Origin of the sequence: Xenorhabdus littoralis (assembly GCF_033949345.1) — a bacterium.
Lineage (GTDB): Bacteria > Pseudomonadota > Gammaproteobacteria > Enterobacterales > Enterobacteriaceae > Xenorhabdus > Xenorhabdus littoralis.
On sequence record NZ_VCDP01000011.1, the window covers coordinates 1 to 17614 of the forward strand.

At 45.0% G+C, this 17614-nt stretch carries 19 protein-coding genes; 17 read left to right on the top strand and 2 right to left on the bottom strand.

What is annotated here, in order from left to right:
• A partial coding sequence (locus FE394_RS04040) for a hypothetical protein (protein ID WP_319925125.1) occupies positions 1-234 on the bottom strand: 234 nt, incomplete at its 3' end.
• A gap of 148 nt (positions 235-382) precedes the next feature.
• Here FE394_RS04040 and FE394_RS04045 point away from each other — a divergent pair.
• Together FE394_RS04045 and FE394_RS04050 are read left to right on the top strand one after the other, a co-directional pair.
• The gene (locus FE394_RS04045; protein WP_319925126.1) at positions 383-664 is read left to right on the top strand and encodes a CopG family ribbon-helix-helix protein; all 282 of its coding nucleotides are present in this window, start codon (positions 383-385) and stop codon (positions 662-664) included.
• The gene (locus FE394_RS04050; RefSeq protein ID WP_319925127.1) at positions 652-942 is read left to right on the top strand and encodes a type II toxin-antitoxin system RelE/ParE family toxin; all 291 of its coding nucleotides are present in this window, start codon (positions 652-654) and stop codon (positions 940-942) included. The genes FE394_RS04045 and FE394_RS04050 overlap by 13 nt, the downstream gene beginning before the upstream one ends.
• A gap of 65 nt (positions 943-1007) precedes the next feature.
• Here the strand turns inward: FE394_RS04050 and ubiF are convergent, their stop codons facing one another.
• Positions 1008-2195 carry a 3-demethoxyubiquinol 3-hydroxylase gene (ubiF, locus tag FE394_RS04055; RefSeq protein ID WP_319925166.1) on the bottom strand — a complete coding sequence of 396 codons (1188 nt, stop codon included), beginning with the start codon at positions 2193-2195 and terminating at the stop codon, positions 1008-1010.
• A 203-nt stretch (positions 2196-2398) separates the two neighbouring features.
• On the opposite strand from ubiF, the gene miaB reads away from it, so the two are divergent.
• From miaB to rlmH, 15 genes are all read left to right on the top strand, one after another.
• The gene (miaB, locus tag FE394_RS04060) at positions 2399-3829 is read left to right on the top strand and encodes a tRNA (N6-isopentenyl adenosine(37)-C2)-methylthiotransferase MiaB (protein WP_319925128.1); all 1431 of its coding nucleotides are present in this window, start codon (positions 2399-2401) and stop codon (positions 3827-3829) included.
• Positions 3830-3922: 93 nt separating this feature from the next.
• Entirely contained in the window at positions 3923-4900 is a 978-nt protein-coding gene (locus tag FE394_RS04065) for a PhoH family protein (RefSeq protein ID WP_419836300.1), read from the top strand.
• Positions 4897-5364 carry an rRNA maturation RNase YbeY gene (gene ybeY / locus FE394_RS04070; protein WP_319925130.1) on the top strand — a complete coding sequence of 156 codons (468 nt, stop codon included), beginning with the start codon at positions 4897-4899 and terminating at the stop codon, positions 5362-5364. The genes FE394_RS04065 and ybeY overlap by 4 nt, the downstream gene beginning before the upstream one ends.
• Before the next feature lie 73 nt (positions 5365-5437).
• Positions 5438-6316: a CNNM family magnesium/cobalt transport protein CorC gene (gene corC / locus FE394_RS04075; protein WP_319925131.1), complete on the top strand. Its 879-nt coding sequence runs from the start codon at positions 5438-5440 to the stop codon at positions 6314-6316.
• Positions 6317-6326: 10 nt separating this feature from the next.
• Positions 6327-7856, top strand: coding sequence for an apolipoprotein N-acyltransferase (lnt, locus tag FE394_RS04080; protein ID WP_319925132.1), 1530 nt, complete (start codon positions 6327-6329; stop codon positions 7854-7856).
• A 559-nt stretch (positions 7857-8415) separates the two neighbouring features.
• Positions 8416-9303 carry a glutamate/aspartate ABC transporter substrate-binding protein gene (locus FE394_RS04085; protein WP_319925133.1) on the top strand — a complete coding sequence of 296 codons (888 nt, stop codon included), beginning with the start codon at positions 8416-8418 and terminating at the stop codon, positions 9301-9303.
• 155 nt (positions 9304-9458) lie between these two features.
• On the top strand, positions 9459-10199 hold the full coding sequence (locus tag FE394_RS04090) for an amino acid ABC transporter permease (protein ID WP_319925134.1): 741 nt from the start codon (positions 9459-9461) through the stop codon (positions 10197-10199).
• Positions 10200-10203: 4 nt separating this feature from the next.
• The gene (gene gltK / locus FE394_RS04095; RefSeq protein ID WP_319925135.1) at positions 10204-10878 is read left to right on the top strand and encodes a glutamate/aspartate ABC transporter permease GltK; all 675 of its coding nucleotides are present in this window, start codon (positions 10204-10206) and stop codon (positions 10876-10878) included.
• A complete protein-coding gene (locus FE394_RS04100; protein WP_319925136.1) occupies positions 10878-11603 on the top strand; it encodes an amino acid ABC transporter ATP-binding protein in 726 nt (241 codons plus the stop codon). Before gltK ends, FE394_RS04100 begins: the two co-directional genes overlap by 1 nt.
• 198 nt (positions 11604-11801) lie before the next feature.
• On the top strand, positions 11802-14384 hold the full coding sequence (leuS, locus tag FE394_RS04105; RefSeq protein WP_319925137.1) for a leucine--tRNA ligase: 2583 nt from the start codon (positions 11802-11804) through the stop codon (positions 14382-14384).
• A gap of 45 nt (positions 14385-14429) precedes the next feature.
• Positions 14430-14975 carry an LPS assembly lipoprotein LptE gene (gene lptE, locus FE394_RS04110; RefSeq protein WP_319925167.1) on the top strand — a complete coding sequence of 182 codons (546 nt, stop codon included), beginning with the start codon at positions 14430-14432 and terminating at the stop codon, positions 14973-14975.
• On the top strand, positions 14972-16003 hold the full coding sequence (holA, locus tag FE394_RS04115) for a DNA polymerase III subunit delta (protein WP_319925138.1): 1032 nt from the start codon (positions 14972-14974) through the stop codon (positions 16001-16003). Before lptE ends, holA begins: the two co-directional genes overlap by 4 nt.
• Positions 15996-16694, top strand: coding sequence for a nicotinate-nucleotide adenylyltransferase (gene nadD / locus FE394_RS04120; protein ID WP_319925139.1), 699 nt, complete (start codon positions 15996-15998; stop codon positions 16692-16694). Before holA ends, nadD begins: the two co-directional genes overlap by 8 nt.
• A gap of 95 nt (positions 16695-16789) precedes the next feature.
• On the top strand, positions 16790-17116 hold the full coding sequence (gene rsfS, locus FE394_RS04125; protein WP_319925140.1) for a ribosome silencing factor: 327 nt from the start codon (positions 16790-16792) through the stop codon (positions 17114-17116).
• Between the two features lie 2 nt (positions 17117-17118).
• Positions 17119-17589 (top strand): 23S rRNA (pseudouridine(1915)-N(3))-methyltransferase RlmH, encoded by a 471-nt coding sequence (gene rlmH, locus FE394_RS04130; RefSeq protein ID WP_099141519.1) that lies wholly within the window; start codon positions 17119-17121, stop codon positions 17587-17589.
• The last annotated feature ends 25 nt before the right edge of the window (positions 17590-17614 follow it).

A 17614-nucleotide genomic window follows, 5' to 3' on the forward strand; every position in this document is an offset into this window, starting at 1 on the left:
TCGCCAAGCGGTAAGGCACCGGATTCTGATTCCGGCATTCCCAGGTTCGAATCCTGGTACCCCAGCCATAACTGTCAATGTGTTACATGAAGTGATGCGTTGAAAAAGAAGGCCACCAATAGGTGGTTTTTTTGTTTTTCTGCCATCAAAAAATCTATTCTGTTCAATCTCCTCTTCATCTCTCAATACTTCCTTTTTATCAACCAAAACGAGATATTTAAAAATAAATATCATGTTGTCAGGATTATATTGACTAAAAATTCAGATAGATAAATTCATATCAAAAAATAGTGCCTATAAAAGGTCAAAATTTAGGTGGATAAAAAACAAACTGAATAGTAGTATTTAGTCATACTAGGTATTACTTTTTTGGAGGGGAAGCATGACAACAAAAACTATGTCAGTCAAATTAGACACTGTACTTCAAGACAAAATTAAATCATTAGCAGGTATCCGCCGCCGTTCTGCACATTGGTTGATGAAAGAAGCCATTTCACAATATGTTGAACGAGAAGAAAAACGCGAAATTGTCAAACAAGAAGCCTATTCCTCTTGGGCAGAATATCAAAGAACAGGGTTACATGTTACCTTTGAAGAAGCAGATGAATGGTTGTCTACGCTGGAAGAGGGTAAAGATGCTGAGGCTCCTGAATGCCATCAATAATCTGGTTAAGATCCGCACTACATGATGTTGAACGCATTCATCGGTTTTGGAAACAACGTGATGCCACAATTGCTTCACGGGCTATTTCTGTTATTCGCCAAGGAGTAAAACTGCTAATCAGACATCCTCAATCAGGCAGACCTGCTGAAGATTTCGAACTGGAATATCGTGAGTTATTAATAGATTTTGGTGACAGTGGATTTGTGATTTTATACCGTTATGATGGCAAACAAGTTTCCATTATAAACGTAAAACACCAACGAGAATTAGGTTATTAATTAACTCACGATATCCTCCTGATATAAAAGATAAATTTCTATCTAATATCAGGAAGAAATATCAATCACAATCCCAATGCATATTTCAATGCGAGATTTTTCATTGCGCCTGAACGTTGCGCCGCCATCAATGCCAGATTTCGCACAGTTTTCAATCCCGGCAAATCATTACTGAACGCAGTATGGAAAAGATCCATCCCCGCCTGCATCACCAAATTATCCGGCATCCTGCGGCGTTGATAACGCATCAAAACAGGCAGAGAATCCCACTCTTCCAGCAATTCTTTAGCATGAGTCAGTACGTTGAGTAAAGTATCAACATCCCGATACCCCAAATTCACGCCCTGCCCCGCCAATGGATTGATGGTATGGGCGGCATCACCCAATAAAACCAACCCTTCTTGTACATAACGGCTGGCATGATGACGAACCAGAGGAAAAGAGCCTGCTGCAATCGGAGTGACTTTGCCCAAACGAGCAGGAAATGCCTGAAAAATCTCTCGTTCAAGCTGCGCCATTGTCATTGACTGTAATTGACGAATACGAGCGGGAGAGTCATACCAAACCAGTGAAGCCCACTGTTCAAACAGTGGTAAGAAAGCTCTCGGGCCAGAAGGGAAAAATTGCTGCCATGTTGTATCTTGTTGAGGCTGCTCAGTTTTGACCGTTATCAACATACATGACTGCCGATATTGCCATCCCCTGCTACCAATACCTGCCAATTGACGAACTTGAGAACGCGCACCATCGGCACCAATAATCAAGCGGGTATTGATTTCCGTACCATCCGCCAATGTCATCAGCCATGACTTTTGATCATGCAGACGCTGCATCGATTTCAGTGCCGCGGGGCAAAACAGCGTCAGATTCGGGTAATATTCAAACTCCTGCCACAGAGCCAATTGCAAGATTCGGTTTTCCACCATGTAACCCAGCTCTGGCAACCCCAAATTTTCAGCATCGAAAATAACGTTAGAATCGCTCTGTTCCCATGTTTCCAATTTCCGATAGGGAGCACTGCGCATCTGCAATACATTTTTCCATGCTCCCAATTGTTTCAATAAATCTACGGAAGCACAGCTAATCGCTGAGACGCGAACATCGGGTTCATTCCCTGCATCGTAAGACGCTGGTGGCTGGTGTTCCAACAGTGCAACACGCCAACCTTCCTGAGCCAATCCCAATGCCGTTGCGGCGCCAATCATGCCCGCTCCCACGACAACGATATCGAATTTTTGTTGTGGATTATTCATACTCATCACGTTGTTAACTTCTTGATTAAAATAGTGTACCGGAATTTTCCCTTTCCGACTGTGAATATCCGATGTTACAGTCTGGTCACTGGTGCCTCAAATGACTACAATAGCCAACAATATTATGCTAAATACACTACGTGCAATACATTGCACTTTTCAGTGTTGAAGCATCATTCCACTGGAAACACCGGATACACAAAATGTCGACGATAAAAAAACTGTATATCAAAACCTGGGGCTGTCAGATGAATGAATATGATTCATCCAAGATGGCCGACCTGCTGGAAACCACTCACGGTTATCAGTTAACCGATGTCGCCGAAGAAGCAGATATCTTACTCCTGAATACTTGTTCAATCCGTGAAAAGGCTCAGGAAAAAGTCTTTCACCAACTCGGACGCTGGAAAGGTCTGAAAGACAAAAAGCCTGAAATTATTATCGGCGTAGGTGGCTGCGTAGCTTCCCAAGAAGGGGATTTCATCCGCCAGCGTGCGCCTAGCGTAGATATCATCTTCGGGCCTCAAACTCTGCACCGTCTGCCTGAAATGATCAATCATGTAAAAGGCACCCGTAGCCCAATCGTTGATATCAGTTTTCCCGAGATTGAAAAGTTCGACCGACTGCCAGAACCTCGTGCTGAAGGCCCGAGCGCATTCGTATCCATTATGGAAGGTTGTAATAAATACTGCACATTCTGTGTAGTGCCTTACACTCGTGGTGAAGAAGTCAGTCGTCCTTGTGATGATATTCTGTTCGAAATTGCCCAACTTGCTGCACAGGGTGTGCGTGAAGTTAACCTGCTCGGTCAGAACGTCAATGCCTATCGTGGTGCAACCTTTGATGGCGATATTTGTTCGTTTGCAGAGTTGTTGCGTCTGGTTGCAACCATTGACGGTATCGACCGAATTCGTTTCACCACCAGCCATCCGATTGAATTTACAGATGATATTATCGCTGTCTATGAAGACACACCGGAACTGGTCAGCTTCCTGCACCTGCCAGTCCAGAGTGGCTCTGACCGCATTCTGACCCTGATGAAACGCGCCCATACAGCGCTCGAATTTAAAGGCATTATTCGTCGCTTGCGCAAAGCCCGCCCGGATATCCTGATCAGTTCTGACTTTATCATCGGATTCCCGGGTGAGACTCAGGATGACTTTGAAAAAACCATGAAATTGATTGCCGATGTTAACTTCGACATGAGTTTCAGCTTTATCTATTCAGCACGTCCGGGAACACCTGCGGCCGATTTGCCAGACGACGTGAGCGAAGAAGAGAAAAAACAACGTTTGTACTTACTCCAGCAGCGTATTAACCAACAAGCCATGAGCTTCAGCCGCGCAATGATTGGCAGTACACAACGCATTCTGGTTGAGGGCACATCCCGCAAAAATATCATGGAGCTTGCCGGTCGTACTGAAAATAACCGTGTGGTTAATTTTGAGGGATCGCCTGATATGATTGGTAAATTCGTTGATGTTGAAATTGTTGACGTATACGCCAACTCCCTGCGTGGCAGAGTCATCCGAACTGAAGATGAGATGGATCTGCGTGTCCATGAATCGCCTGAATCAGTCATTGCCCGGACCCGTAAAGAAGATGAAATCGGCGTTGGCTTTTATCAGCCTTAACATCCCCTAACATAGAGATAATCAGTGACACAAATAAACCCACAAGTAACAACACAAGAAATCTTTCTGGAACCCGCAGACAATCAACGTCTGATGAGTCTGTGTGGGCCGCTTGATGATAATCTGAAACAACTTGAGCGGCGTTTGGGGATCGAAATCAACCGCCGTGACAATCGTTTCAAATTGGTAGGTAAGCCATTGTGTGTTAGTGCGGCAACAGGAATTCTGCGTCACCTTTATGTTGAAACCGCACCAGTACGCGGCGTGATACCCGCTCTGGAACCTGAACAGGTTCATTTGGCTATCACCGAAAGCCGCGTGCTGGAGCAAGCAGCAGAAAGCGTGCCTGAATATGGCAAAGCCGTGAATATCAAAACCAAACGGGGTGTTATAAAACCTCGCACCCCTAATCAGGCGAAATATATTGCCAATATCCTCGATCACGACATCACTTTCGGAATTGGGCCTGCGGGAACAGGAAAAACATATCTGGCAGTCGCGGCGGCGGTTGATGCCCTGGAACGTCAGGAAATCCGTCGTATCCTGCTGACTCGTCCTGCGGTAGAAGCCGGTGAAAAATTAGGCTTTCTGCCGGGTGACCTGAGCCAGAAAGTCGATCCTTATCTGCGCCCGCTTTATGATGCCCTGTTTGAAATGCTTGGGTTTGAAAAAGTTGAGAAACTGCTCGAAAGAAACGTTATTGAAGTGGCTCCTCTCGCTTATATGCGTGGACGTACCCTCAATGATGCTTTTATCATTCTGGATGAAAGTCAGAATACCACTATTGAACAGATGAAAATGTTTCTGACTCGCATTGGTTTTAATTCTAAGGCGGTCATTACGGGTGACGTGACCCAAATTGATCTGCCCAGAGGTCAAAAATCAGGTTTGAGCCACGCTGTGGAAGTTTTATCTGATGTTGATGATCTGAGTTTTAACTTCTTACATAGTGAAGATGTTGTCCGCCATCCGGTGGTTGCAAAAGTTGTTATCGCCTATGAAGTATGGGAAGCCGCAGAACAGACGCGTAAACAGTCGCTTAATGAAAAACGCAGACAGGAAGCACAATGAGTTCAGTCATATTAGATTTACAAATTGCCTGTGAAAATCCAGCAGGGCTTCCTGATGAAGCTCTTTTCCAACGTTGGCTGGAAGACGTTTTGCCACAATTTCAGGCAGAAAGTGAAGTGACTATTCGTTTGGTCGATGAGGCAGAAAGCCACGATTTAAACCTCACTTATCGTGGGAAAGATAAACCAACCAATGTGTTATCCTTCCCATTTGAAGCACCACCCGAAGTTGAATTATCTTTGCTCGGTGATTTAATCATCTGTCGTCAGGTTGTTGAAAAAGAGGCAGAAGAGCAACAAAAAACTGCCGAGGAGCACTGGGCGCATATGGTCGTTCACGGCAGCCTCCATCTGCTGGGATATGATCATATCGAAGACGATGAAGCAGAAGAAATGGAATCGCTGGAAACAGAGATTCTGGAAAAAATGGGTTATCCTGATCCTTATCTGATGGAAAAAGAATAACCATTACCGATATTTTTGTGTTAAATATTACAATCTACGATTTTTATTATTGGGGAATTTTCATTAAAACGCCATGAGCGACGACCATCCTTCAAGTAACGATAGCCCTGGCCCTAAGAAAGGCTTCTTTGCACTTCTTAATCAGCTTTTTCACGGTGAACCCAAAAACCGTGATGATTTGGTTGAACTGATCCGTGATTCGGAGCAGAACGACCTTATCGATCCAGACACCCGAGAGATGCTCGAAGGGGTTATGGATATCGCTGACCAACGCGTGCGGGACATTATGATCCCACGCTCTCAGATCGTTACCTTAAAACGCAATCAATCTCTGGACGAATGTCTGGATGTTATTACCGACTCAGCCCATTCACGTTTTCCTGTGATCAGTGAAGATAAAGATCACATTGAAGGCATCTTGATGGCAAAAGATCTGCTGCCATTTATGCGTACAAACACAGAGCCTTTCAGCATTGATAAAGTGCTTCGTCAGGCTGTTGTCGTGCCGGAAAGTAAACGTGTTGACCGCCTACTGAAAGAATTTCGTTCCCAACGCTATCACATGGCGATTGTGATTGATGAATTTGGTGGTGTTTCTGGACTGGTTACCATTGAAGATATTCTTGAACTGATTGTGGGTGAAATAGAAGACGAATACGATGATGATGAAGATAACGATATTCGAGCTTTAAGTCGCCACTCCTATTCAGTGAGAGCATTGGCTCAAATTGAGGATTTCAACGAAGCTTTCGGCACCCACTTCAGCGATGAAGAAGTTGATACCGTTGGTGGGCTGGTTATGCAGGCGTTTGGACATCTGCCTTCCCGTGGAGAATCCATCACTATTGATGGCTATCTTTTCAAAGTGGCAATGTCTGATAGCCGTAAAATCATTCAGGTTCATGTAAAAATACCGGATGATGCTGAAGTTCCTAGTCTCGATAAACAATAATAGGATCTGAATGAACAAAGCCTCATTAATGAGTTGCCAGCGGCTACGGGCGGTGCTGGCACTTTTCTTCGGAGCCAGTGGAACGCTGGCTTTTTCACCTTTTGATTTCTGGCCTGCCGCACTTATTTCTCTTTTCGGTCTACAAATCCTGACCTTAAACAGAACTACCCGCCAGGCTTTTTTTATTGGCCTATTCTGGGGGATTGGCTTATTCGGCAGCGGCGCAAACTGGGTTTATGTCAGCATCGCTGACTTTGGCGGTATGCCGACCGCCATTAATATATTTTTGGTGTTCTTGCTATCTGTCTACCTCGCCCTTTATCCCGCGTTATTTGCTGGCTTGCTGAATCGCTTTTTTCCAACAGCCAATGGTATTAGGCTGATTATTGCCAGTCCTGCATTGTGGCAATTAACCGAATTCTTGCGTGGCTGGGTATTAACGGGATTTCCGTGGTTGCAATTCGGCTATAGCCAGATAGATGGTCCAATGAAAGCCATTGCACCTGTTCTGGGTGTGGAAGGAATCACCTTCCTGCTGATGATAATCAGCGGGTTGCTGGTTTTCTCCGCTGTTCACAAAAAACTGTCATCAGCCATCATTGCAATTATCCTGCTGCTGTTACCGTGGCCGATGCAGCATTATCAGTGGTATACCTTACAGCCAGAAAAAACCACCAATATCGCACTGGTTCAAGGCAATATCCCCCAAGAGATAAAATGGGACCCTGCTGTTCTTGAAAATACACTGGATATTTATCTGGATAACAGCCGCCCTTTCATTGGCAAAGCTCCCATCATTATCTGGCCTGAATCTGCCATTCCCGATTATGAATACAACCAGCGTGATTTTCTGACCAAACTGGATATCCTGCTAAGGCAGCACAATACCAGCCTGATTACCGGTGTTGTTGATGCCCGACCAACTCTGGAAGGTTATCAATTCTATAACAGCATTATCGTATTGGGGGATAAAACACCTTACCAATACCCCGCTCCCACCCGCTACGACAAACATCATCTTGTACCGTTTGGTGAGTTTGTGCCTCTGGAATCGATATTGCGCCCATTGGCTCCCTTATTCAATTTGCCAATGTCTTCTTTCAGCCGTGGAAATTATATCCAACCCCAACTCTCAGTCGCAGGGCACAATATTACTGCTGCCATCTGCTATGAAATTATTTTGGGTGAACAGGTGCGGAATAACTTCAAGCCCGATACAGAGTTTCTGCTGACGGTTTCTAATGATGCTTGGTTTGGGCGTTCTATTGGTCCGTGGCAGCATTTCCAGATGGCTAGAATGCGCTCTCTTGAACTGGGTCGTCCCCTGCTAAGAGGAACAAATAACGGTGTTACAGCAGTAGTCAATCCAGACGGATCTATTCAGGCTGAAATCCCACAATTTCACCGGCAGGTATTGGAAGCCAAAGTGACACCTGCAACAGGGGTAACACCTTATTTTCGTTTTGGAAATTGGCCGATATGGGGAGCAACCACACTGTTTCTTATCTTTGCTTTTCTGCAAAACCGCCGAAAAACATAATTCCCTGCGTTTAATGGAATAAATCCACAAATGGAATAGTTCACAAATGGAATAGTTCACAAAAATCAGGGTATGAATAATATGCCCTGATTTTACCTACTTTTTATACCCACCATTTTTTATATTACTGTTTTATTAGCTGCAATTTAAGATATATTGGGGATATACGTCTTCCTGCGGCTAGTTTCAGAAAATAGTTCCAACCTCCCGTTCCTATCATCACTTAAGTTGCAATAATCAAAAACCAAAGAATATACCTCTTTAATTTAATTAAAATTAAAAATATAAATCCAAATAACTCAAAATGTGAACAGCATTCAATATTATTCGCATTTTACTCAAAATAAGTGAAATTGTTCATTTATAGTGCGATGCGAGTCGCGAAACAGAAACATTATGGTTTCAAAAAAACAACATTATGAATTACTTTTTTACATGGTATAAACAAAATGATTCAGGAAATCGTTTCCATAAACAATTTTCTTCATCAACGTAAAAACATAATTATCTGCAAGCAAACCCAATTTTGCAAAGAAATAACCAGATAAAGGAGTTATATATGCGTAAGTTAATGTTAACAATGATGTTGCTTAGCGCGGTAGGAGCTGCCCATGCTGAGGAGTTAACTGGAACACTGAAAAAAATTAAAGATAATGGCGTTATCGTTGTCGGGCACAGAGAATCTTCTGTTCCATTTTCTTACTACGATAATCAGCAAAATGTCGTTGGTTACTCTCAGGATTATTCCAATTTGATCGTTGATGCGGTGAAGAAAAAACTGGATATGCCTAATCTGCAAGTCAAACTGATCCCCATTACTTCCCAGAATCGTATTCCCTTGCTGCAAAACGGCACATTCGATTTTGAATGTGGTTCTACCACCAATAACCTTGAACGACAAAAACAAGCCGCATTCTCCAACACTATCTTTTCCGTCGGCACTCGTCTGCTGACCAACAAAGATTCAGGTATCAATAAATTTGATGACTTGACCGGAAAAAATGTCGTTGTTACTTCGGGTACTACTTCTGAAATCCTGCTGAATAAACTCAATGATGAGAAGCAAATGAAAATGCGCATCATCAGTGCAAAAGACCATGGTGATTCGTTCCGTACACTGGAGTCAGGTCGGGCGGTCGCTTTTATGATGGACGATGCGCTACTCGCGGGTGAACGTGCGAAAGCGAAAAAACCTGATCAGTGGATTATTGTCGGCAAACCACAATCAGAAGAGGCATACGGTTGTATGCTGCGCAAAGATGATCCTCAATTTAAAAAGCTGATGGATGACGTCATTGTGAAAGTACAAACTTCCGGTGAAGCAGACAAAATGTTTGACCGCTGGTTCAAAGAACCCATTCCACCCAAAAATCTGAACATGGATTTCTCCATGACAGATGAAATGAAAGCATTGTTTAAGTCGCCAAACGATAAGGCGTTGAATTAAAGAACGAACTGAGAAATCCCGATTTTATTGGCACGACGGGTATGAGGTAGTCGTTCCCTACCTCATTTTTTTTAGCTCATTTTCTGACTCAATGAATTACAACAAATGGATCGTTTTTAGGCGTTACAGCCAACCCCACGTCAGGGAGTACGGTTATGTCTGTTGATTGGAATTGGGGCATCTTCTTACAAGCTGCCCCTTTTGGTAATACCACCTATCTGGGGTGGATTATTTCTGGTTTTCAAGTAACAATCGCTCTTTCCATCTGCGCTTGGCTTATTGCGCTCGTTATCGGGTCACTGTTCGGTATTCTCCGCACCGTTCCGAATAAATTTCTTTCCGGGCTCGGAACTTGTTACGTTGAGTTATTTCGCAATGTTCCCCTCATTGTCCAGTTTTTTATGTGGTATCTGGTGGCACCAGAATTCCTGCCAAAAAATTTGAGTAATTGGTTCAAAATGGAACTGGATCCCAATATTCAGTTTTTTATCTCCTCAGTCATTTGTCTGGGACTATTTACTGCCGCTCGTGTATGTGAGCAGGTTCGCGCCGCAATTCAGTCACTCCCACGAGGGCAAAGAGCCGCAGGACTGGCAATGGGCTTAACCTTGCCACAAACCTATCGGTATGTTCTGCTGCCCAATGCCTATCGGGTGATCATTCCGCCAATGACCTCAGAAATGCTCAATCTGGTAAAAAACTCAGCCATCGCTTCCACAATCGGATTGGTTGATATGGCAGCACAGGCCAATAAGTTACTGGACTACTCAGCTCATGCTTATGAATCATTCACCGCGATCACATTGGCTTATGTGGGGATCAATCTCGTTATCATGCTTGCCATGAGCATACTTGAGAAAAAAGTGCGTTTACCGGGCAATATGGGAGGGCGATAAAGAAATGTATCAATTTGACTGGAGTTCGATTATTCCCAGCCTGCCCTTTCTCCTGAGTGGGTTGGTGATAACACTCAAAATCACCGGAATCGCCATTATTATTGGCATTGTCTGGGGCACCATTCTGGCAATGATGCGTCTGTCACCTATCAAAGCCTTAAGCTGGTTTTCAGCCCTGTATGTTAACCTTTTTCGCTCAGTTCCGCTGGTGATGGTGTTGCTATGGTTCTATCTGATTGTGCCTAACTTATTACAAAATGTTCTAGGCATATCACCACAAACCGATATCCGTTTGATTTCCGCAATGGTAGCTTTCTCGCTCTTTGAAGCCGCTTATTATTCCGAGATAATCCGGGCGGGCATTCAGAGTATTTCCCGTGGGCAATCTTCTGCTTCGCTGGCACTGGGTATGAGCCATATGCAAAGCATGCGTCTGGTCATTCTGCCGCAGGCATTCCGGGCAATGATCCCGTTACTGTTAACGCAAGGCATTGTATTATTCCAAGATACCTCTTTGGTCTATGTACTGAGCCTGACGGATTTTTTCCGTACAGCAACGAATATTGGTGAACGAGACGGCACTCAGATTGAAATGGTTCTGTTTGCCGGCTTCGTTTATTTTGTGATTAGTTTTGCCGCTTCCATGCTGGTTAACTATTTGAAGAAAAGGACTGTTTGATGATCTCCCTGAAAAATGTATCCAAGTGGTATGGCCAATTTCAGGTTCTGACTGACTGCTCGACTGAAGTTAAAAAAGGTGAAGTCGTCGTAGTCTGTGGACCTTCTGGTTCAGGCAAATCCACGCTGATAAAAACGGTCAATGGCCTTGAACCTGTCCAGCAGGGTGAAATTCGGGTAAATGAAACAAAAGTCAATGATAAGGGTACTAATCTGGCACAACTGCGTTCCAAAGTCGGTATGGTATTCCAACATTTCGAACTGTTTCCCCATCTGTCTATCATTGAAAACCTGACGCTAGCTCAAGTTAAGGTATTAAAGCGCGATAAGAAAGCCGCTACAGAAAAAGCGCTGAAACTGCTGGAACGTGTTGGATTAACCAGCCATGCCGATAAGTTTCCGTCACAACTTTCTGGTGGACAGCAACAGCGGGTTGCTATCGCTCGTGCACTTTGCATGGACCCGATAGCGATGCTATTTGACGAGCCGACTTCTGCACTCGATCCCGAAATGATCAATGAAGTGCTGGATGTGATGGTTGAATTGGCAAATGAAGGTATGACCATGATGGTTGTCACCCATGAAATGGGATTTGCCAAAAAAGTGGCCCACCGGGTTATTTTTATGGATGAGGGCCAGATTGTCGAAGACAGCAAGAAAGACGATTTCTTTGCCAATCCTAAGTCAGAACGCGCTCGTGATTTTCTGGCAAAAATTCTGAACTGACTTTCCCCATCGGCGGATGGCAAATCTTCCGCCGAACTTAAATTTCCCCCAAAAATAAGTAATTTTCAGCATTCCACCTTTAACAAGAGTTGTTGCGCCTATCCCTTATCAGCTATGCTATGGAATCTTAAATTTCATAAACAAACCATACACGTTAAAAGTGTAGCTTTAATTACTCACCATAGGATTATCGGTGCCATGCAAGAACAATATCGTCCAGAAGACATAGAGCAACAAGTCCAGCTTCATTGGCAAGAGAAGCAAACTTTCAAAGTGACAGAAGACAGCAACAAAGAAAAATACTATTGCCTGTCCATGCTACCTTATCCTTCTGGCCGACTACATATGGGCCATGTCCGTAACTACACCATTGGTGATGTGATTTCCCGTTACCAGCGCATGCTGGGCAAAAACGTAATGCAACCGATCGGTTGGGATGCATTTGGTCTGCCGGCAGAAGGCGCAGCAGTCAAAAATAAGACCGCTCCGGCTCCGTGGACTTATTCCAACATCGAGTACATGAAAAACCAGTTGAAAATGCTGGGTTTCGGTTATGACTGGGATCGCGAAGTTACCACTTGTGCACCAGAATATTATCGCTGGGAACAGTGGTTTTTCACCACGCTGTATGAAAAAGGCTTAGTGTACAAGAAAACTTCCGCTGTGAACTGGTGTCCGCATGACCTGACTGTTCTGGCGAATGAGCAGGTTATCGATGGTTGCTGCTGGCGCTGTGACAGCCAAGTTGAACGTAAAGAGATCCCGCAATGGTTCATCAAGATCACCGATTACGCTGAAGAGCTGCTAAATGATCTGGATACGCTGGAAGATTGGCCTGAGCAGGTCAAAACCATGCAGCGTAACTGGATTGGCCGTTCTGAAGGTGTCGAAATCACTTTTAATGTCGCTGACAGCCAAGAAAAACTCACCGTTTATACCACTCGTCCAGATACTTTCATGGGAGCAACCTATGTCGCTGTAGCGGCAGGGCATCCTCTGGCAAAACAAGCAGCAGAAAATAATCCAGAACTGGCAGAATTCATCAATGAATGCCGTAATACCAAAGTTGCCGAAGCTGATATGGCAACTATGGAGAAAAAAGGCATGCCAACAGGCATGTACGTTATTCATCCGTTAACCAACGAAAAAGTCGCTATCTGGGTAGCTAACTTCGTCCTGATGGAATACGGTACAGGCGCTGTTATGGCAGTTCCGGCTCACGATCAGCGCGATTGGGAATTTGCTGTCAAATACAGTCTTCCAATGAAAGCCGTTATTCTGGACAACGATGGCAATGAGCCAAATCTTCAGGATGGAGCAGTCACAGATAAAAATGCACTGGTCAATTCCGGCGAATTCAGTGGGCTGAGCCATGAAGAAGGCTTCAATGCTATCGCAGATAAACTGGTTGCGATGGGTGTTGGTCAGCGCAAAGTCAACTATCGCCTGCGTGATTGGGGTGTTTCCCGTCAACGTTACTGGGGCGCGCCAATTCCGATGGCAACGATGGAAGATGGCACAGTTGTTTCTATTCCGGAAGATCAACTGCCTGTACTTCTGCCGGAAGATGTTGTGATGGATGGCATTACCAGCCCGATCAAAGCCGATCCGGAGTGGGCAAAAACAACCATCAATGGTCAACCAGCTCTGCTGGAAACAGATACCTTTGATACCTTTATGGAATCTTCATGGTATTACGCGCGCTATACCTGCCCGGATCATGACAAAGGTATGCTGGATCCGGCTGCGGCCAACTACTGGCTGCCAGTGGATCAATACATCGGTGGTGTTGAACACGCTATCATGCACCTGATGTATTTCCGTTTCTTCCATAAGTTGATGCGGGATGCTGGCTTGGTCAATTCCGATGAACCAGCCAAACGCCTGCTGTGCCAAGGTATGGTACTGGCTGACGCCTTCTATTATATCGGTAACAGTGGCGAAAAAGTCTGGGTATCTCCCGCTGACACCATTATTGAACGTGATGAAAAAGGCCGCATTGTAAAAGCGATGGATCAAGAAGGCCATGAGCTGGTTTATACCGGCATGAGCAAAATGTCGAAATCCAAGAATAACGGTACCGATCCACAAGTTATGGTCGATAAATACGGTGCGGATACCGTGCGTTTATTCATGATGTTTGCTGCGCCACCCGAGCTGACGCTGGAATGGCAGGAATCTGGTGTAGAAGGTGCTAACCGCTTCCTGAAACGTGTTTGGCGTCTGGTTCATGAACACTGCAACAAAGGTGTAACCCAGCCACTGGATATAGCCGGACTGACCACTGAGCAGAAAGATCTGCGTCGTGATCTGCACAAAACCATGGCGAAAGTCACTGATGATATTGGTCGCCGTCAGGCATTCAATACTGCAGTTGCGGCAATCATGGAGCTGATGAATAAATTGACCCGCGCTCCACAGGAAACTGAACAGGATCGCGCTCTGATGCAAGAAGCATTAACTGCGGTTGTCCGTATGCTTTCGCCTATCACTCCACATGCTTGCTTCGTAATGTGGAAAGCCCTTGGCAATGAAAACGACATTGACATTGCAGAATGGCCAGAAGCAGATGAGCAGGCAATGGTAGATGATACTAAACTGGTCATCATCCAGATTAACGGTAAAGTTCGCGGACGCATTACTGTACCGGCAGATGCAACAAAAGAGTATGTTCAGGAAATGGCGGCACAAGAATACAGTGTGACGAAATATCTTGAAGACGTCAGTATTCGCAAAGTCATCTATGTTCCGGGTAAGTTACTGAACTTGGTTGTTGGCTGATAACAGGAGGCCATGTTTGTGGTCAGAAATGTGGTAAAAAATAATCTGCGGCATCGTATTTTCACGATGTTGCTCGGGTTGGCGGTGCTAGTCACCGCTGGCTGCGGTTTTCATCTTCGCGGCACAACACAAGTACCCAAAGAGCTTCAAACATTGCAGCTGAGTTCAGGTGATCCTTACGGGCCGCTGGCACGAGCGGTTCGTCAGCAACTTCGTCTGAACGATGTCAAAATTATTGAGCATGGAGATGCTTCAATACCTATTCTGAAACTTCTGGGTTCCAGTGAAAACAAAGAGACTGTCTCTGTTTTTCAGGATGGTAAAGCGGCTGAGCGCCAGTTAGTACTGAGCGTTGATGCTCAAGTTCTGATGCCAAATGGCGGTATCTATCCATTGCGGGCACGGGTTGATCGTTCTTTCTTCGATAACCCATTGGAAGCTCTGGCGAAAGATGCAGAAAATGAATTGGTTCAGCAGGAAATGCGTGAACAGGCTGCCAGTCAGCTTATGCGCCAACTGTTGACTGTTCATAGCGCTGAACTGCTGAAAGCTGAAGAAAAACAGAAAGCTACGACTACACCGAAGCAATGATTCGACTTTATCCTGAACAACTTCTTTCGCAGCTCAATGAAGGGCTGCGAAACAGCTATTTGCTCTGGGGCAATGAACCGTTGCTATTGCAGGAAAGTCAGGACAGCATTCGCAGAGTGGCTGAACAACATGGCTTTCTGGAGCATTTCACCTTCGCGTTGGATAACCATACCGATTGGGATGAAATCTTCAGCTTGTGCCAGTCACTCAGCCTGTTTGCCAGCCGTCAGTCACTTATTCTGCTACTTCCAGAAAATGGCCCGAATGCCGCGATTGCAGAACGGCTGACTAAACTGTCAGAATTATTACATCCAGATATTCTGCTGATATTGCGGGGGCACAAGCTCACCAAAGCACAGGAAAATAGCCCTTGGTTCAAGGTGATTGGGCAAAATGGCATCTATGTCAGTTGTCTGGCACCAGAACAAAGTCGTCTGCCCCAATGGGTAGCCCAACGCGCCAAAAACATGGGATTAACGCTGGAAAATGAAGCCAATCAGCTACTGTGTTATTGCTATGAAGGTAACTTATTAGCACTCGCTCAGGCACTGGAGCGTCTTTCCCTGCTCTATCCTGATAATCGGCTGACACTTCATCGTGTTGAAGAAGCGGTCAACGATGCCGCTCATTTTTCCCCCTATCATTGGGTTGACGCCCTGTTGGCAGGAAAAATAAAACGGGCATGGCATATACTGAAACAGCTCCGGCAAGAAGAGACAGAGGCGGTCATTTTACTTCGTACTGTACAGCGGGAACTGATGCTGCTACTGATAATTAAGCGTCAGGGGGCAACTATCCCCTTGAAAACATTGTTTGATCAACACAAAGTCTGGCAAAATCGCAGACCATTACTAACGGCCGCATTGCAGCGTTTATCACAGAGAGATCTGCAATCTGCCATACATTTATTGACCCAGATGGAACTGCGTGTCAAACAGGATTATAGCCAATCCATTTGGGCTGACCTGGAAACGCTTTCCATGCTGCTATGCGGAAAAACATTACCAGAGAGCTTCTTGAATGCCTGATGCTATTGATCCAATAAATGCTGTTTCCCAGACAGCCGGTACAGGTTCTCCGATTATTCATGCCCTGTTCGGTGGTACGTTCGATCCCATTCATTATGGTCATTTGCTCCCAGTGCAAGCATTGGCGCAACTAGTGGGACTCAATAAGGTGATTTTATTGCCTAATCACGTTCCCCCACACCGCCCTCAGCCAGAGGCGACTGCCCAGCAACGCTTGGAAATGGTTCATCTGGCTATACAGGACAACCCTCTTTTTACCGTGGATACCCGAGAGCTGACACGTCAAACTCCGTCTTACACGATAGAAACATTGAAGTCTTTTCGTCAGGAATTAGGTGAACAACGTCCATTGGCATTCATTATCGGGCAAGATTCATTACAAACTATCCATACATGGTATAAATGGGAAGAATTGCTCGACAACTGTCATCTGTTGGTCTGTTCCCGTCCGGGTTATAAAAGCCAGCTTTCGACCCCAGAAATGCAGCAGTGGCTTGAAAAACACCAAGTTGACACGCCATTTCCATTGAGCCAAAAACCATGCGGACATATTTACTTAGCTGCCACTCCGTTACTAAACATCTCAGCAACTGATATTCGCCAACGCCACCATCAAGGGCTAAGCTGTGATGATCTGCTCCCTCCATCGATACAAAATTATATCGATTCACAAGGGCTATATAAGCAATAACTAAATCATGCGGTGTTTTGCCGCTAAGTTGCTTACTTTTACAGAGATTGGCATGCTATTATTCTGCGTTACTCAACCAATTTTATAAAATAAAGGTGATCCTTTTGCAAGGCACAGAACTACAACAATTTGTTATTGATAAACTTGAAGATTCCAAAGCACAGGATATTGTTTCTATAGACGTTCGTGGTAAATCCAGCGTCACTGACTGCATGGTCATCTGCACCGGAACATCAAGCCGCCATCTGATGTCTGTAGCGGATAATCTGGTTGATGACTGCCGCAAAGTGGGCATTATGCCTCTGGGTGTTGAAGGGCAAGGTGTTTCAGACTGGGTAGTCGTAGATCTTGGTGAAATCATGGTTCACGTTATGCAGGAAGACAGCCGCCGCATGTACGAATTGGAAAAACTCTGGAGCTGAGTTTGAAGTTACAATTAGTCGCTGTAGGAACAAAAATGCCGGACTGGGTTCAGACCGGCTTCATTGATTATTTGAATCGTTTTCCCAAGGATATGCCTTTTGAGTTAATTGAAATTCCGGCGGGAAAACGAGGTAAAAATGCTGATATCAAGCGCATTCTGGAAAAAGAAGGCGAACAAATGCTGGCGGCGGTCGGTAAGGGAAATCGTATTGTGACGCTGGATATTCCCGGTTCTCGCTGGGATACCCCACAATTGGCGCAGCAACTTGAACGCTGGAAGCTGGATGGCAGGAATGTCAGTTTACTGATTGGTGGCCCTGAAGGTTTGGCTCCTGCCTGCAAAGCAGCAGCGGAACAAAGCTGGTCTCTTTCTCCCCTGACCATGCCACACCCTCTTGTACGGGTTCTGGTTGCAGAGAGTCTTTATCGAGCGTGGAGCATCACAACTAACCACCCTTATCATCGGGAATAAATTGGATAATCTATCACCGTGAATT

Coding starts and splice junctions, on each gene's coding strand:
- ubiF (WP_319925166.1), bottom strand. CDS start 2,195: ATGAATAATCCACAACAAAAATTCGATATCGTTGTCGTGGGAGCGGGC.
- FE394_RS04065 (WP_419836300.1), top strand. CDS start 3,923: ATGAGTCTGTGTGGGCCGCTTGATGATAATCTGAAACAACTTGAGCGG.
- corC (WP_319925131.1), top strand. CDS start 5,438: ATGAGCGACGACCATCCTTCAAGTAACGATAGCCCTGGCCCTAAGAAA.
- FE394_RS04090 (WP_319925134.1), top strand. CDS start 9,459: ATGTCTGTTGATTGGAATTGGGGCATCTTCTTACAAGCTGCCCCTTTT.
- nadD (WP_319925139.1), top strand. CDS start 15,996: ATGCCTGATGCTATTGATCCAATAAATGCTGTTTCCCAGACAGCCGGT.
- holA (WP_319925138.1), top strand. CDS start 14,972: ATGATTCGACTTTATCCTGAACAACTTCTTTCGCAGCTCAATGAAGGG.
- leuS (WP_319925137.1), top strand. CDS start 11,802: ATGCAAGAACAATATCGTCCAGAAGACATAGAGCAACAAGTCCAGCTT.
- miaB (WP_319925128.1), top strand. CDS start 2,399: ATGTCGACGATAAAAAAACTGTATATCAAAACCTGGGGCTGTCAGATG.
- FE394_RS04045 (WP_319925126.1), top strand. CDS start 383: ATGACAACAAAAACTATGTCAGTCAAATTAGACACTGTACTTCAAGAC.
- FE394_RS04050 (WP_319925127.1), top strand. CDS start 652: ATGCCATCAATAATCTGGTTAAGATCCGCACTACATGATGTTGAACGC.
- FE394_RS04085 (WP_319925133.1), top strand. CDS start 8,416: ATGCGTAAGTTAATGTTAACAATGATGTTGCTTAGCGCGGTAGGAGCT.
- ybeY (WP_319925130.1), top strand. CDS start 4,897: ATGAGTTCAGTCATATTAGATTTACAAATTGCCTGTGAAAATCCAGCA.
- gltK (WP_319925135.1), top strand. CDS start 10,204: ATGTATCAATTTGACTGGAGTTCGATTATTCCCAGCCTGCCCTTTCTC.
- FE394_RS04100 (WP_319925136.1), top strand. CDS start 10,878: ATGATCTCCCTGAAAAATGTATCCAAGTGGTATGGCCAATTTCAGGTT.
- lnt (WP_319925132.1), top strand. CDS start 6,327: ATGAACAAAGCCTCATTAATGAGTTGCCAGCGGCTACGGGCGGTGCTG.